Origin of the sequence: Microbacterium festucae, assembly GCF_025421715.1 — a bacterium.
Lineage (GTDB): Bacteria > Actinomycetota > Actinomycetes > Actinomycetales > Microbacteriaceae > Microbacterium > Microbacterium festucae.
Genome location: NZ_JAOEFC010000001.1, coordinates 228,818 through 243,115 on the forward strand (window position 1 = coordinate 228,818; position 14,298 = coordinate 243,115).

Annotated in this window: 10 protein-coding genes; 4 read left to right on the forward strand and 6 right to left on the reverse strand. The window is 72.0% G+C overall.

The features are described from left to right. Positions 1–289 precede the first annotated feature (289 nt). From N3K63_RS01015 to N3K63_RS01025, 3 genes are read right to left on the reverse strand one after another with little or no spacing between them, the layout of a single operon-like run. The gene (locus N3K63_RS01015) at positions 290–1,069 is read right to left on the reverse strand and encodes a glucosamine-6-phosphate deaminase (RefSeq protein WP_261578104.1); all 780 of its coding nucleotides are present in this window, start codon (positions 1,067–1,069) and stop codon (positions 290–292) included. Next, positions 1,062–2,027: an ROK family protein gene (locus tag N3K63_RS01020; RefSeq protein ID WP_261578105.1), complete on the reverse strand. Its 966-nt coding sequence runs from the start codon at positions 2,025–2,027 to the stop codon at positions 1,062–1,064. The genes N3K63_RS01015 and N3K63_RS01020 overlap by 8 nt, the downstream gene beginning before the upstream one ends. Before the next feature lie 40 nt (positions 2,028–2,067). Next, complete coding sequence (locus N3K63_RS01025; RefSeq protein WP_261578106.1) at positions 2,068–3,189, reverse strand: ROK family transcriptional regulator; 1,122 nt, start codon at positions 3,187–3,189, stop codon at positions 2,068–2,070. A gap of 218 nt (positions 3,190–3,407) precedes the next feature. Here N3K63_RS01025 and N3K63_RS01030 point away from each other — a divergent pair, with 218 nt between their 5' ends. From N3K63_RS01030 to N3K63_RS01040, 3 genes are all read left to right on the forward strand, one after another. Beyond that, positions 3,408–3,851 carry a hypothetical protein gene (locus tag N3K63_RS01030; RefSeq protein ID WP_261578107.1) on the forward strand — a complete coding sequence of 148 codons (444 nt, stop codon included), beginning with the start codon at positions 3,408–3,410 and terminating at the stop codon, positions 3,849–3,851. Between the two features lie 135 nt (positions 3,852–3,986). Further along, positions 3,987–5,408, forward strand: a complete 1,422-nt coding sequence (locus N3K63_RS01035; protein ID WP_261578108.1) for a L,D-transpeptidase family protein — start codon at positions 3,987–3,989, stop codon at positions 5,406–5,408. A gap of 97 nt (positions 5,409–5,505) precedes the next feature. Beyond that, positions 5,506–6,474: an acetylxylan esterase gene (locus tag N3K63_RS01040; protein ID WP_261578109.1), complete on the forward strand. Its 969-nt coding sequence runs from the start codon at positions 5,506–5,508 to the stop codon at positions 6,472–6,474. Positions 6,475–7,215: 741 nt separating this feature from the next. On the opposite strand, the gene N3K63_RS01045 is transcribed toward N3K63_RS01040, so the two are convergent. From N3K63_RS01045 to N3K63_RS01055, 3 genes are all read right to left on the reverse strand, one after another. Next, on the reverse strand, positions 7,216–9,438 hold the full coding sequence (locus tag N3K63_RS01045) for an NADP-dependent isocitrate dehydrogenase (protein WP_261578110.1): 2,223 nt from the start codon (positions 9,436–9,438) through the stop codon (positions 7,216–7,218). A gap of 91 nt (positions 9,439–9,529) precedes the next feature. Then, positions 9,530–11,665 (reverse strand): alpha-galactosidase, encoded by a 2,136-nt coding sequence (locus N3K63_RS01050; RefSeq protein WP_261578111.1) that lies wholly within the window; start codon positions 11,663–11,665, stop codon positions 9,530–9,532. Next, positions 11,662–12,687: a LacI family DNA-binding transcriptional regulator gene (locus N3K63_RS01055; protein WP_261578112.1), complete on the reverse strand. Its 1,026-nt coding sequence runs from the start codon at positions 12,685–12,687 to the stop codon at positions 11,662–11,664. The genes N3K63_RS01050 and N3K63_RS01055 overlap by 4 nt, the downstream gene beginning before the upstream one ends. Positions 12,688–12,971: 284 nt before the next feature. Between N3K63_RS01055 and N3K63_RS01060 the strand changes: the two genes are divergently transcribed. Continuing rightward, the gene (locus N3K63_RS01060) at positions 12,972–14,291 is read left to right on the forward strand and encodes an ABC transporter substrate-binding protein (protein ID WP_261578113.1); all 1,320 of its coding nucleotides are present in this window, start codon (positions 12,972–12,974) and stop codon (positions 14,289–14,291) included. The last annotated feature ends 7 nt before the right edge of the window (positions 14,292–14,298 follow it).

Sequence of the window (14,298 nt, forward strand, 5' to 3'; positions counted from 1 at the left end):
CGGAGGCCGTCACCCAGTTCGGAGGTTTCCGCCCGATTCCTCCGAGCTGGGTGGCATCCTCCGGTTCCGATGCACCCGGGCCCGCACCCCGGGGCAGCCAGCCAGCCAGCCCCGGGGGATGCCGCCCGCACGCACCTCGGATGCTGCGTCTCACGCGCCCGGATGCCATCCCTCACCGAACTCGGAGACCGTCACCCGCATCGGAGCTTTCGCCCCGATTCCTCCGAGCTGGGTGGCATCCTCCGACTTCGCCGCACCCGGGCCCGCACCGAGCAGACCGACGGGCGGCCTACAGCCCCTGCCAGTCGGGCTTGTTCGCGAAGGCGTAGCGGTAGTAGTCGGCGTTCTTCAGCTGCGAGGCGGCGGCCTCGTCGACGACCACGGTCACGTGGGGGTGCAGCTGGATGGCGGAGCCGGGCAGCGACGAGGTCACCGGGCCCTCGACGGCGCCGGCCACGGCGCGGGCCTTGCCCTCGCCGAAGGCGAGCAGGAACAGGTGCCGCGCCGAGAGGATGGTGCCCAGGCCCTGGGTGATGCAGTGCATCGGCACGTCGTCGATCGAGTCGAAGAAGCGCGCGTTGTCCTCACGGGTCTGCTGGATGAGGGTCTTCACGCGGGTGCGGGAGGAGAAGGAGGACCCCGGCTCGTTGAAGCCGATGTGCCCCGAGGTGCCGATGCCGAGGATCTGCAGGTCGACGCCGCCGGCGGCGGCGATCTCGCGCTCGTAGTCTTCGCCGGCGTGGGAGATGGTCGCCAGCGCGCCGTTGGGCGTGTGGATGCGGGCCGGATCGAGGCCGAGCGGCTCAACGACCTCCTTGGTGATGACCGAACGGTAGCTCTCGGGGTGGTTCGGGTCGATGCCGACGTACTCGTCGAGCGCGAACCCGCGCACCTGCGACACGTCCACGCCCTGCAAACGGGGGCGCAGCGCCTCGTAGACCGGCAGCGGGGTCGACCCGGTCGCGAGGCCGAGCACGGCGTCGGGGCGGGTGGTGACGAGCGTGACGATCTCGTCGGCGACGAGCACTCCGGCCGCCGCCGGCGAGGGGACGATGACGATCTCAGCCATGGACGGTGACCTCCTGTTGATGGGCCTGCGCGCCGACGAGGGCCGCGCCGAGGGCCGCGACGGGGGATCCCGCCGGCAGCACCTCGAGATGGGCGGTCAGTTCGAGCGACCGCAGGAACGCCGACGTCGACGCCCCCCGCTCGAGCTCAGCCACCACGCGAGTCAGCATACGGTCACCGAGGCCGGTCACGCCGCCCCCCAGAACCGTGAAATCGGGGTCGACCGACAGGGTGATCAGGCGGATCGCCGAGGCCACGCCGAACACGAATCCATCGCGGATGCCGATCGCCTCGGCATCCCCGTCGTCGGCGGCGTCGAAGATGTCGCGCACCGCGTGGTCGACGGGGCGTCCCCAGCGGCGGGCGAGCGCGCCGCCCCCGACGAACATCTCGATGCAGCCGGTCTGGCCGCAGCGGCATTCGGGTCCGCGGGGGTCGATGCTGACGTGCCCCACCTCGCCGGCGGTGCCGCGCGCGCCGCGCCACAGCACGCCGTCGGTGACGAACCCGGCCGCGACGCCGGTGCCGAGGTTGAGGTACGCGATCGTGCCGGTGCCGCCGTGGAGGGCCGCCGCCCCGAGCGCCGCCGCCTTCACGTCGTTCTCGGTGCGCACCCGCGTGCCCAGGCGCGGCTCGATCGCGGCGGCCAGGTCGAGGTAGTCGATGCCGAGGTTGACCGCGTGGGTGATCGAGCGCTGGTCGGCGGCGGCCTGACCGGGGATGCCGATGCCGATCGAGGCGAACCCCGATGTCGAGATGCCGAGCTCGGCGGCGAAGGTCTCGGCGGTCTCGGAGACGGCGGTCACGACGGCATCCGCTCCCCACCCGGTGGGGCGGCGTGCGCGCAGCACCACCTCGCCCGCGTCGGAGACGACGACCGCGTCGATCTTGGTGCCGCCCACGTCGAAGCCCACCCGGAGGGCGCCGCTGACGGATGCCGGGCTGAGGAGGCCGGTCACGATGCGCTGCGGGTGGTTCGGGCGGCGACGGCGCGCCGGCTCACGACACGCCCAGGCGCGCAGAGAGCACCATGACCGCGGCGCCGCGCAGCACGATGTCGTCGCCGTGCCGGCTGAGGCCGATGCGCACCGAGTCGTGGAAACGCGCCAGGGAACGGGTGCGCACGGTGTGCGCGGCGGTGTCGAGCAGGGTGCCCGCCAGCAGGTCGGCCGGACCCGACAGCACGATCTCGCCGAGGTCGAGCACGCCCACCAGCGGCGCCAGCGCGATGCCCAGGCGCTCCCCCGCGTCGCGCAGCACGTCGTCGCGGGGCGCGTCGCCGGCCTCGAGCCGCGCGGTCAGCTGCGGAACGGCGAGCCAGGCTTCCAGGCATCCGGTCTTGCCGCACGCGCAGCGCGGGCCGCCGTCGGTGCCGACGGTGACGTGGCCGATCTCGCCCGCGGCGAAGTGGCTGCCGCGGATGGGGCGCCCGCTCATCAGCAGGCCCGAGCCCACACCACGGCCCACGCGCACCAGCAGCACGTCGGCGGCCGCGTCGCCCAGCGTGTACTCCGCGAGCACGGCGGCGTCGGCATCGTTGGCCACGAGCACAGGAAGGTCGGTGGCGGTGGCCAGCTCGTCTTGCAGGGCGACGGCGGTCCACTCGAGATTGGGGGCGACCAGCACGACGCCGTGATCGTCGACGATGCCGGGCGAGCCGACGCCGATGCCGAGCACGGGGGCGTCGGCGAGGGCCACCAGCCGCTGGGCGAGGGCGGTCGCTGCGGCGAGGCTGGCGTCGGCGCCCACGGGCACCGGGCTCTCGTCGCGGGCGAGGATCTCACCGTCGAGGGTCATGACGGCGCCCGTGAACCGGTCGGCGCGCGACAGGTCGAGGCCGATGATGCGGTGGGCGCCGCGGGCGATGTCGACCAGCACGGCGGGCTTGCCCGGCCCGGAGGCGGCGCGCACCCCTCCTTCGACGACCAGGCCGTCGTCGATGAGGGCGGCCACGAGGTCGGAGACGGTCACCCGGGTCAGGCCGGTGGCGCGCGACAGATCGGCCCGACTCATCGCGCCCTGATGGAACAGGTTCTGCAGCACCAGCGCGCGGTTGTGCGTGCGCGCGTGCTCGGGCAGAACCTTGGCAGCCTGACGAGGGGCGCGGGCGATCGTGTCCATATTTGTTAGTACACCTTACGAACCTGTGCGGGCGCAAGTGTTTCCGCCCCGCGTGTCGCGCGGGCGCTCGCGGGCGGCACTCGCGCGGCGGATGCGGTGCGGACGCCGCCAGGGGAACGTCAGGAGGTCTTGCTACCGTGGGCGCGTCCGCGTCGGGCCCCGCCCCGACGGCATCCGTCCGCACATCGTCGGCGCCCGCGCGCCCGAGAGGGATCCCCGTGAAGCTCCGTCTGCCGCTGCTGCTGGCCGCCACCGCCGTCACCGCCGCCCTGCTCACCGGGTGCACCGCCGACCAGAACGGCTCGGCGTCCGGCGGAGCGGGCGGGGCGGGCGACGGCGGGCAGTCCACCGCCGATGCGTGCGCGTCGGTCGGCGCCGCCGTCACGGCGGCCGTCGACGGGTTCCAGAAGATCGATCCGACCGACCCGGCCGCTGCCGCGGAGTCGTTCGACGAGATGGCCGCCTCGCTCGGCGAGGCCGGCGACGCCGTGTCGAACAGCGAGGTCGGCGCGCTCCTCCCCCGTCTGCAGCAGGACTTCGCCGAGGCCGCCGATGTGATGGGCGCCGTCGCCGGCGGCGACCTCGGCCGCGTCGGAGACCTGCAGCAGCCGGCGCAGGACATCCAAGACGCCTTCGGCGAGTTCGCCGCCCTGTGCAGCTGACCGGACTGTGCCGCTGACCGGCCCGAAAGCACGGTTGCATCACGTCTGCATCACGGCGCCGCCCCGGCGAGGGCCGGGCTCGCGGCATCCTTTATCATGGGGTGGCGCCGTGGCGCCATTCCGGGGGGAGACGCCGTGACCGACCTGACCACCAAGCCCGAGTTCGGGGCTGACTCCGGCGACCCGTCGGACGCCGCCGCCCCCGTGCAGTGGGCCGAGCCGCAGCCGAAGAAGAAGAGCCGCCTGCGCCTGGCGCTGTGGATCGGCATTCCGGCCGCCCTCGTCGTCGGCGGTGCGGCCGCCGCCTCGCTCGTGCTCATCGCGCCGGGCACGACGGTCGCCGGCGTTCCGGTCGGCTGGCAGACCGCCGGTGCGGCCACCGATGCCGTGCAGCAGAGCCTGGATGCCACGACCGTCACCCTCGGCACGTCCGGGCCGACCCTCACCGCGGCCGACCTCGGCGCGACCGTCGACGCCGAAGCGCTCGCGCAGGCCGCGTTCGACCAGCATCCGCTCTGGAACGTCACCGCGTGGTTCGGCGAGCCCATCGAGGCGCCCATCACGCTCGACGCCGACACGGCCACCGCCGCGCTCGCGGCCGCCGCGCCCGATCTCTACACCGACCCGGTTCCGGCCGCGATCGCCTTCGACGGCGCCGCCTACGTCGTCACGCCCGCCGTCGACGGCACCGGCGTCGACGTCGAGGCCCTGCAGGCCGCCGTCACCGACGCCTTCGCCGCGGGCACCACGGCCCCCGTCATCGAGCCCGAGAGCGCCCCTGTGGCCGCGCCGGCGGGCACCGCGAAGGCCGACGGCACCGCCAGCAGCCTCAACGGGATGCTGCAGAACATCGGCTTCTATGTGGGCGAGGAGCGCACCGTTCCGGTCGACGCCGCCACCGCCGCCAGCTGGATCACCGTCGCCCCCGGCGCCGACGGGGAGTTCGCCGTCAGCGCGGATGCCGCGAAGATCCAGGCATCCGTCGACGGCCTCGCCGCCCAGGTCGACCAGGCCCCCGTCGACGCGACGGTCATCACCAACGCCGCCGGCAAGGTGCTGCGCACCACCACCGACGGCCAGGACGGCCGCGCGCTGGGCGACACCGCCGGCATCGCCAACGACTTCGCCGCCCAGCTGGCCTCGGGCAACGCCGTCTACCAGCTGCCGGTCGAGGTGACCGCGCACACCACGAAGACGGCCGCCTACCTGCTCGAGGTCGACCTCAGCGAGCAGCGCGTCTGGGCGAAGTCCAACGGCGAGACGGTCATGACGTGGCCGATCTCGAGCGGCCTCGACGAGACGCCCACCCACACCGGTCGGTTCAACATCGGGTGGCGCACGCCGTCGCAGACCATGACCAGCTCGAAGTACGGCTACCGCGTCGAGAACGTGGCGTGGGTCATGTACTTCAACGGCGACCAGGGCTTCCACGGCGCCTACTGGCACAACAACTTCGGCAACCAGATGAGCCACGGCTGCGTCAACATGCCCAACTCCAAGGCCAAGCAGCTCTACGACTGGGCACCCACCGGCACCGACGTCTGGATCCACGACTGACCCTCCGCTGAGGGCCCGGATCCGGGCTGACGCTTGTCGCGCCGCCACGCGCGTCGAAGCGCTTCGCCGGGGATCGTCGCGGCGCTAGCATGTGGGTGTGCCCCGCTTCGATCTGTCTCCCGCCGAACTCGCCGAGTACCTGCCGGAGGTGAGTGAGCCGGCCGACTTCGACGCCTTCTGGCAGTCGACCATCGCCGAGGCGCGCGCCGCGGGCGGCGAGGTCGTCGTCACCGCGGCCGAGTCGCCGTTCCACACCGTCGACGTCTTCGACGTCACGTTCCCGGGCTTCGCCGGCGACCCCGTCAAGGCGTGGCTGATCGTGCCGCGCGGCATCGAGGGCCCCCTCCCCGCGGTCGTGGAATACATCGGCTACGGCGGCGGACGCGGCGTCATCGGCGAGAAGCTCGGCTGGGCCAGCGCCGGCTATGCGCACTTCGTGATGGACACCCGCGGCCAGGGGTCGGCCTGGGGCACCGGCGGCGCGACCGCCGACCCGCACGGCTCGGGCGCCGCCTTCCCCGGCTACATGACCCGCGGCATCGACGACCCCGAGTCCTACTACTACCGCCGCGTCTACACCGACGCCGTGCGCGCGATCGACGCCGTCCGCACCCTCCCGGGCATCGACCCGGCGCGCGTGTCGGTGGCCGGCGCCAGCCAGGGCGGCGGCATCGCGATCGCCGCGGCCGGTTTGTCGGACGGACTCGTCGCCGCGCTCCCCGAGGTGCCGTTCCTCTGCCACTTCGAGCGGGCCATCGGCTTCACCGACCGCGACCCCTACAACGAGGTCGTGCGCTACCTGTCGGTGCACCGCGGCGCCGAGCAGCGCGTCTTCGAGACGCTCTCGTACTTCGACGGCGCCAACCTCGCCAAGCGCGCCACCGCCGCGACCCTCTTCTCGGTCGCCCTGATGGACTTCACCTGCCCGCCGTCCACCGTGTACGCGGCCTTCAACCACTACCAGGGCGCCGACAAGCAGATCGAGGTCTACCCCTACAACGATCACGAGGGCGGGCAGGCCGTGCAGTTCCTGCGCCAGGCCGCCTTCCTCGCCGCGCGCGTCTGACGCCGGGGCGGGGCCGGTCGGCCGGGTCGGCCTGGTCGGTCGCGCAGGGCGTTGCCCCGCGGCATCCGCGATCGGAGATCGGCACCGCGCTCGGAGGATTCGGGCCGAAAGCTCCGAGACGGGCGCCGTCCTCCGAATTGCGCATGCTGAGTGCGCGCACCGGGAGATGACCTGTCGGTCGCACCCCGGCGTCCAGCGTCGGGGATCCGGGGGGTCCGGCATCCGGCGATTGCGGAGCCCGAAACTCGGAGATCGGCCCCTCGCTCGGAGGGTTCCGGCCGAAAGCTCCGAGACGGGCGCCGTCCTCCGAACTGCGCACGTTGAGTGCGCGCACCGGGAGATGACCTGTCGGTCGCACCCCGGCATCCAGCGTCGGGGATCAGGCGGGTCCGGCATCCGGCGATTGCGGAGTCCCGACTCGGAGATCGGCACCGAACTCGGATGATTCCGGCCGGAAGCTCCGAAACGGGTGCCGTCCTCCGAACTGCGTGAGCCGAGAGCGCGGCGCGGGAGATGGAGCACGTCGGTCGCACCCCGGCATCGTGCGCCTGTGACATCCGAACTCGGAGAACCGCACCGAACTCGGAGGATTCCGGCCGAAAGCTCCGAGACAGGTGCCGTCCCCCGACACACACCGCCCCCGCCGCGCGCCGCACCGACCCTGCACCACCCTCCCACTCGCAGCAACGAGAAGGGGCCGGATGCCATGGCATCCGGCCCCTTGTCACAGACAGCGGGGGCTCAGGCCCCGATGCCGTCGATGATGGTGTTGAGCGTCTGCGACGGGCGCATCACCGTGGCCACGAGGGCGGCGTCGGGGTGGTAGTACCCGCCGATCTCCACGGCCTCTCCCTGCACGGCGTTGAGCTCGGCGACGATGGCGTCTTCGGCGGCGGCGAGCTGCTCGGCGACCGGGGCGAACGCGGCGGCCAGCTCGGCGTCGGCGCTCTGCCGGGCCAGCTCCTGCACCCAGTACAGCGCCAGGTAGAAGTGGCTGCCGCGGTTGTCGATCGTGCCGAGGGCGCGCCCCGGCGACTTGTCGTTCTCGAGGAACGTGCCGGTGGCGGCATCCAGCGTGTCGGCGAGGATCTGGGCCCGCGCGTTGCCGGTGCGCTGCGCGAGGTGCTCGAGCGACGCGGCCAGGGCGAAGAACTCGCCGAGCGAGTCCCAGCGCAGGTAGTCCTCTTCGAGGAGCTGCTGCACGTGCTTGGGCGCCGAGCCGCCGGCTCCCGTCTCGAACAGGCCACCGCCGGCCAGCAGCGGCACGATGGACAGCATCTTGGCGCTCGTGCCCACCTCGAGGATGGGGAACAGGTCGGTGAGGTAATCGCGCAGCACGTTGCCGGTGACCGAGATCGTGTCGAGCCCCTGGCGCATGCGCGCGAGGGAATACCGCGTCGCCTCGGCCGGCGGCAGGATCGTGATCTGGATGCCGTGGGTGTCGAGCGTCGCCAGCGCCTGGTGGAGCTTCGCGATGAGCTGCGCGTCATGGGCGCGGTTCACGTCGAGCCAGAAGACGGCCGGCGAGCCGGTGGCCTTCGCCCGCGAGACGGCCAGGCGCACCCAGTCCATGACGGCGATGTGCTTGGTCTGCGTGGCGCGCCAGATGTCGCCGGTGCCGACCTCGTGCTCGATGAGCACGGTGCCGTCGGAGTCGAGCACCTGCACGGTGCCGGGCGCGGCGATCTCGAACGTCTTGTCGTGGCTGCCGTACTCCTCGGCGGCCTGCGCCATGAGTCCGACGTTGGGCACGGTGCCGATGGTGGCGGGGTCGAGCGGGCCGTTGGCGATGACATCGTCGATGACGGCCTGGTAGACGCCGGCGTACGAGGAGTCGGGGATGACCGCGAGGGTGTCGTCCTCGCCGCCGTCGACGCCCCACAGCTTGCCGCCGTTGCGCACGAGGGCCGGCATCGACGCGTCGACGATCACGTCGCTCGGGACGTGCAGGTTGGTGATGCCCTTGTCGGAGTTGACATACGACAGGCGCGGGCCGGCGGCCAGGGCCGCGGTGATCTCGTCGGCGATCTCGGCGCCGCCCTCGACGGCGTCCAGACCCGACAGGATCGCGCCGAGGCCGTTGTTCGGCGTGAGCCCGGCGGCGGCCAGTGCCGCGCCGTGCTTGTCGAACACGTCGGCGAAGTAGGCCTTGACGACGTGGCCGAAGATGATCGGGTCGCTGACCTTCATCATGGTGGCCTTGAGGTGCACCGAGTAGAGCACGTCTTCGGCGGCGGCGGCCTCGAGGGTCTCGGCCAGGAACGCGTCGAGCGCGGCGGCCGACAGGAAGGTGGCGTCGATGATCTCGCGCGGCAGCACCTTCAGGCCCTCCTTGAGCACCGTCACGGTGCCGTCGGCGGCGATGTGACGGATGCTGAGCACGTCGTCGTGCGCGGCGACCCACGACTTCTCGTTGCTCTTGAAGTCGTCGTGGCCCATGGTGGCCACGCGGGTCTTCGAGCCCGCGGCGAACGCCTTGTTGCGGTGCGGGTGCTTGCGCGCGTAGTTCTTCACCGACAACGGCGCACGGCGGTCGCTGTTGCCCTCGCGCAGCACCGGGTTGACGGCGGAGCCCTTGATGCGGTCGTAGCGGGCGCGCACGTCCTTGGCCTCGACCGCGTCGGCCTCGTCGGGGTAGTCGGGGATGTCGTAGCCCTGGGCCTGCAGCTCGGCGATGGCCGCCTTCAGCTGCGGCAGGGATGCCGAGATGTTCGGCAGCTTGATGATGTTGGCCTCGGGGAGGGTGGCCAGGCCGCCGAGCTCGGCGAGCGCGTCGCCGACCTGCTGCTCAGGCGTGAGCCGCTGCGGGAAGGCGGCGAGGATGCGCCCGGCCAGCGAGATGTCGCGGGTTTCGACGTCGACCCCCGCCTGGCCCGTGACGGCCTGGATGATCGGCAGGAACGAGGCCGTCGCCAGCGCCGGAGCCTCGTCGGTGTACGTGTAGATGATGGTGGACTCAGGCACGTGTGATCTCTCTGTGTGAGCGTCGCGGGGTCGATGCCCAGCCTAACGCACCGGCGGAAACTATCTCGATGTCGAGATATCCCGCGCCGGCTCAGACCCGCTCGACGTGCAGCACGAACGCCTGGGCGGGCCACAGCGCGGGCAGCTGCAGGCCCACCTCGCGCAGCACCGCGCCGGGCAGCTCGATCGCGCCGGCCGAGAACCACTCCGGGGTGATCCACGAGGCGCTGCGGGCGGGGCCGATCTCGCCCCGCACCCGCACCCGGTAGCGCGCCGCCGGGTCGAGCGCGCGCAGGCGCAGGCGCTCGGGGCGGGCGTCTTCGAGACTGCGCACCGTGGCGACGACGACCACCGCGGCCGCGGCATCCGCCGTCGTGAACGCGGTGACCCGCCACGCCGGGTCGCGCAGATCGGGATGCGACACCGCACCGCCGTGGACGATGCCGCGCAGCTCGCGGTAGAGCCCGGCGAACGCCGACACGGTGGCGAGGTCGTCGGCGCTCAGCGCGGCGATGTCGGTCTCGAACCCGGCCGAGCCGGTGAGGCTCGTGGCCATGCGGTAGGCGAGGTCGGTCGTGCGCCCCGAACTGTGCGAGGCCTCGGGCCCGACGTGGGCGCCGACGAGCTCGGGCGGCAGCAGCAGCCCCGTCCACCGCTGGATGTCCTGCCGCTCGACGGGGTCGTTGGAGTCGCTGGCCCACACCCGGTCGGCGACCTGCAGGATGCCGAGGTCGGTGCGCGCGCCGCCGCTGGAGCACGACTCGATCTCCAGGCCGGGGTGGGCGGACTTCAGCTCGGCGAACAGGCGGTAGACGGCGTGCATCTGGTCGTGGCCGCCCGGGCGCCCCGCGTGCATGCTGTCGACGAGGTCGCGGTTGTGGTCCCACTTGATGAAGTCGATGCCGAGCCGCTCGACCAGCGCCGAGATCTGATCGCGCACGTGCCGGTAGGCGCCGGGCTCGGCGAGGTTCAGCACGTACTGCGAGCGCCACGACAGCGACCGGTCGTGCTGCAGGTGCGACGCGTCGTGCAGCAGCCATTCGGGGTGGGCGCGGGCGAGGTCGGAGTCGAGGCTGACCATCTCGGGCTCGAACCAGAGCCCGAACTGCATGCCCAGCGCATGCACGCGCTGCGCGAGGGGGTCGAGGCCGTCGGGCCACACGGCGCGGTCGACGACCCAGTCGCCGAGGCTCGTGGTGTCGTCGCGGCGCCCCTGGAACCACCCGTCGTCGAGCACGAACCGCTCGATGCCGACCGAGGCGGCCAGCTCGGCGAGGGCGAGCAGCCGCTGCGGGTCGTGGTCGAAGTAGACGGCCTCCCACGTGTTGAGGGTGAGCGGACGCGGTGCGGCGGGGTGCTGCGGGCGCGAGCGCAACCAGGTGTGCACCCGGGCCGCGAAGCCGTCGAGGCCCGCCGGACTCCACACGAACGCGGCGGCGGGGGCGGCGTAGGCGTCGCCGGGGGCGAGCACGAGCTCGCCGGGGCGCAGCAGCTCACCCGCGCCGACCACGGTGACCGCGTCGGTGAGGCGGTCGGTGCGGTAGGTGACATCCGACGACCACGCGGTGTGCACGCCCCACACCTCGCCCGACTCCCAGCGGGGCTCTCCGACCGAGAGGATGCCGGCCGTCGGCGCATCGTGTCCGGGGCGGCCCCGCCGCGACTGGCGGGCGACCGCACCGGCGGGCACGAGCGTGGTGACGGGGCGCTTCTCGCGCGTCCAGCGCCCGTCGAACGAGGTGAGGTGGGTCGTGGTGGTCGGCACCGGGAGGGTGGGCTCGAGCCAGCCGACCTCCACCGCGCCCTCGCCGTCGTTGCGCACCGCGGCGTCCACCCACACGACGCCTCCGGCGGCGATCTGCGCCCGCCACGTCAGCTGCAGCGCGGCGGTCTCGTCGCGGGCGGTCACCGTCACGGCATCCGCGTCGGCGTGCACGTCCTCGACCGCCCAGCGCGAGACGACGATGCCGGCGGCGGTGCGCAGCTGCAGTCCGGGGCGACCGGTCCAGCCGTCGGATTCGGCGGGCAGGATCGTCGCCTCCCACGCGGCGTCGAGCGTGCCCGGCGGGGTCTGCCGGCTGAGCCCGCGGGCCAGCGCGCGGCGGTCGTCGGCGGTGAGCTCGCCCAGCGGCGCGCCCCAGTGCAGCACCCGCGGCAGGCCCTGTGCGGGCACCTCGAGGAGCAGGGCCACGCCGTGGGCCTCGATGACGATGTCGGTGGGTGTCATGCCGTTCGCTCCCCCGCGGGCGGGCGTTCGCCCGTGCCGCGCTCGATGATCCAGGTGGGCAGGGTGATCTGCTGGGTGAAGCCGGCGGGGTCGGCGATGCGCTCGATCGCCAGGCGCGCGGCACGGCGGCCGAGCTCGAGCGGGTCGTAGGAGACGACCGTCACCCCCAGCACGTCGCCGGTGTCGAAGTCGTCGAACCCGATGAGCGCGGTGCGCCCCTGGTCGTCGAGCTCGCGCATGGCGCGCAGGGCGCCGATGGTCATCCGGTTGTTGCCGGTGATGATCGCCGTCGGCCGGTCGGGGCCGTCCAGCACGGCGCGGACCATGACGGTGGGGTCGAGGTCGAGGTCGTCGCGCAGCATCTCCCAGCGGGAGGTGTCGACCACCCCGGCCTCGGCCATGCCCTGCCGGTAGCCGGCGAGCCGCTCGCTCTGCGTGTAGACCGACGCGGGATTGCACACGTAGGCGATGCGGCGGTGGCCACGCGCGGTGAGGCGGCGGGTGGCCTCGAGCACGCCGGTGCGGTTGTCGAGCACGATCGAGTCGGCCACGAGACTGCGCGCCGGTCGGTCGATGGCGATGACGGGGGTGCCCAGCTGACGCTCCCCCTCCAGGTAGGACTGGTCGTCGCTCACCGGGATCAGCAGCAGGGCGCCGACCCGTTGCGACAGCAGCGCGTCGGCCACGCGGCCCTCCCCCTCCTCGGTGTCGTCGGTGGTGGCGACCACGAGGCTGAAACCGTGGGCGGAGAGTTCCTTCTCGATGCCGGCGGCGACCTTGTAGTAGAAGGGGTTGCCGAGCTCGCCGATGATGAAGCCGACCGTCTTGGTGCCGCCCCCGCGTCGCAGGCCCTGGGCCAGGGTGTTGGGGCGGAAGCGCAGCCGCTTGGCGGCCGTCAGCACCCGCTCGACGGTCTGCGCGGCCACCAGCTCGCGCTGGGTGAACACCCGGGACACGGTCTTCGAGCTGACCCCCGCCAGCCTCGCGACATCGTCCAGCGTCGCACGTTGTTGAACCGCCATCGGCCCTCCCGTCGCGCCCAGGCTACCAGTGTCGGTGCCGGATGACGACGATGGACATTCCGGAGACATTAAAGAGACGGATAACCCGGCATGTCAGCGACAAATCCCCGATCAGAATTAGTTCCGCGCTTTACAGATGTCTGCGGACACGGCGAGACAGCGTTGACATTTCATGCTTGTCAGGGCGTCGGGCGGCGGTCTACTGTGGGCCGCGCGAGCCCTCGACGATGACGCGCGGGCGGCACGTGACGGTTTCAAGGGTGAACCTGACAAGGAGAGAGAACATGGCACGCAAGACAATCGTGGCCATCGCGGGGCTCGTCGCCGCGGGGATCACACTGGCCGGCTGCGCCGGCGGCGGGAGCGGCTCGTCCGACCCCGACAACACGCTCGACGGCGAGGTGAAGGGCGACGTCAAGGTCGTGACCTGGCGCACCGACCTCGTCGAGGACGGCACCTACGACAAATGGATCGCCGAGTTCAACAAGACCTATCCCGACGTGAAGGTCACCGTGGAGGGCATCACGGACTACGCCGGCGAGATGCTCACCCGCATGAGCACCAGCAACTACGGCGACGTCATCGGCATCCCGGCCATCAAGCCCGAACAGTACGACCAGTTCCTCGAGCCGCTCGGCGACACCTCGAGCTTCGAAGACACCTACCGGTTCCTGCCGGCGGCCAGCTTCGACGGCACGCAGTACGGCATCGCCTGGGGCGGCAACGCCAACGGCGTGGTCTACAACAAGCGCGTGTGGGAGGAGGCCGGCGTCACCACGCCGCCGACCACCGAGGAGGAGTGGCTCGCCGACCTGCAGAAGATCAAGGACTCCACCGACGCCATCCCGCTCTACACGAACTACAAGGACGGCTGGCCGCTGACCCAGAGCTTCGGCAACCTGGGCGTCGTCACCGACGACCCCGACGCGCCGATCACGATGGCCGAGGACAAGGCCCCCTGGACCGAGGGCACCGACGTCTACGCCATCGACTCGCTGCTGTTCGACTCGGTGGCCGCCGGCCTCACCGAGGACGACCCGCTCACCACCAACTGGGAGCAGTCGAAGATCGACCTCGGCACCGGCAAGATCGCGACGATGACCCTCGGATCGTGGGCGATCTCGCAGATGCAGACCGCGGCCGAAGACAACGGCGCCTCGGCCGACGACATCGGCTACATGGCCTTCCCGGCCAACGTCGACGGCAAGCAGCTCGCCGTGATCGGCGGCGACTACAACCTGGCCGTCAGCAAGCACTCGGCGTCGAAGGCCGCCTCGTGGGCGTTCATCAAGTTCCTCGTCGAAGAGTCGGGCTACACCGAGGACCAGGGCATGATCTCGACCCTCAAGAGCGCCGACCTGCCGCCGAACCTGCAGGGCTTCACCGACGCGGGCGTGGAGCTCATGGAGATCAACCCCGCCCCGGCGGGCAAGGAGGGTCTCATCAACGAGATCGCCGACGACTCCAAGGTCGACCTGTACGGCCCGATCTACCGCCAGAAGCTGATCGACATCGCCCGCGGCGCCGCCGGCGGCGACAAGGACAGCTACTTCGCCGAGCTCAACACGGCGTGGGGCGCATCGGTCGAGAAGATCGCGGGCTGAGGCCCGC

What these genes read in the sequence shown, in the direction of transcription:
- N3K63_RS01015 (WP_261578104.1), bottom strand. Translation starts at nt 1,069, where the DNA reads ATGGCTGAGATCGTCATCGTCCCCTCGCCGGCGGCGGCCGGAGTGCTC.
- N3K63_RS01025 (WP_261578106.1), bottom strand. Translation starts at nt 3,189, where the DNA reads ATGGACACGATCGCCCGCGCCCCTCGTCAGGCTGCCAAGGTTCTGCCC.
- N3K63_RS01050 (WP_261578111.1), bottom strand. Translation starts at nt 11,665, where the DNA reads ATGACACCCACCGACATCGTCATCGAGGCCCACGGCGTGGCCCTGCTC.
- N3K63_RS01055 (WP_261578112.1), bottom strand. Translation starts at nt 12,687, where the DNA reads ATGGCGGTTCAACAACGTGCGACGCTGGACGATGTCGCGAGGCTGGCG.
- N3K63_RS01060 (WP_261578113.1), top strand. Translation starts at nt 12,972, where the DNA reads ATGGCACGCAAGACAATCGTGGCCATCGCGGGGCTCGTCGCCGCGGGG.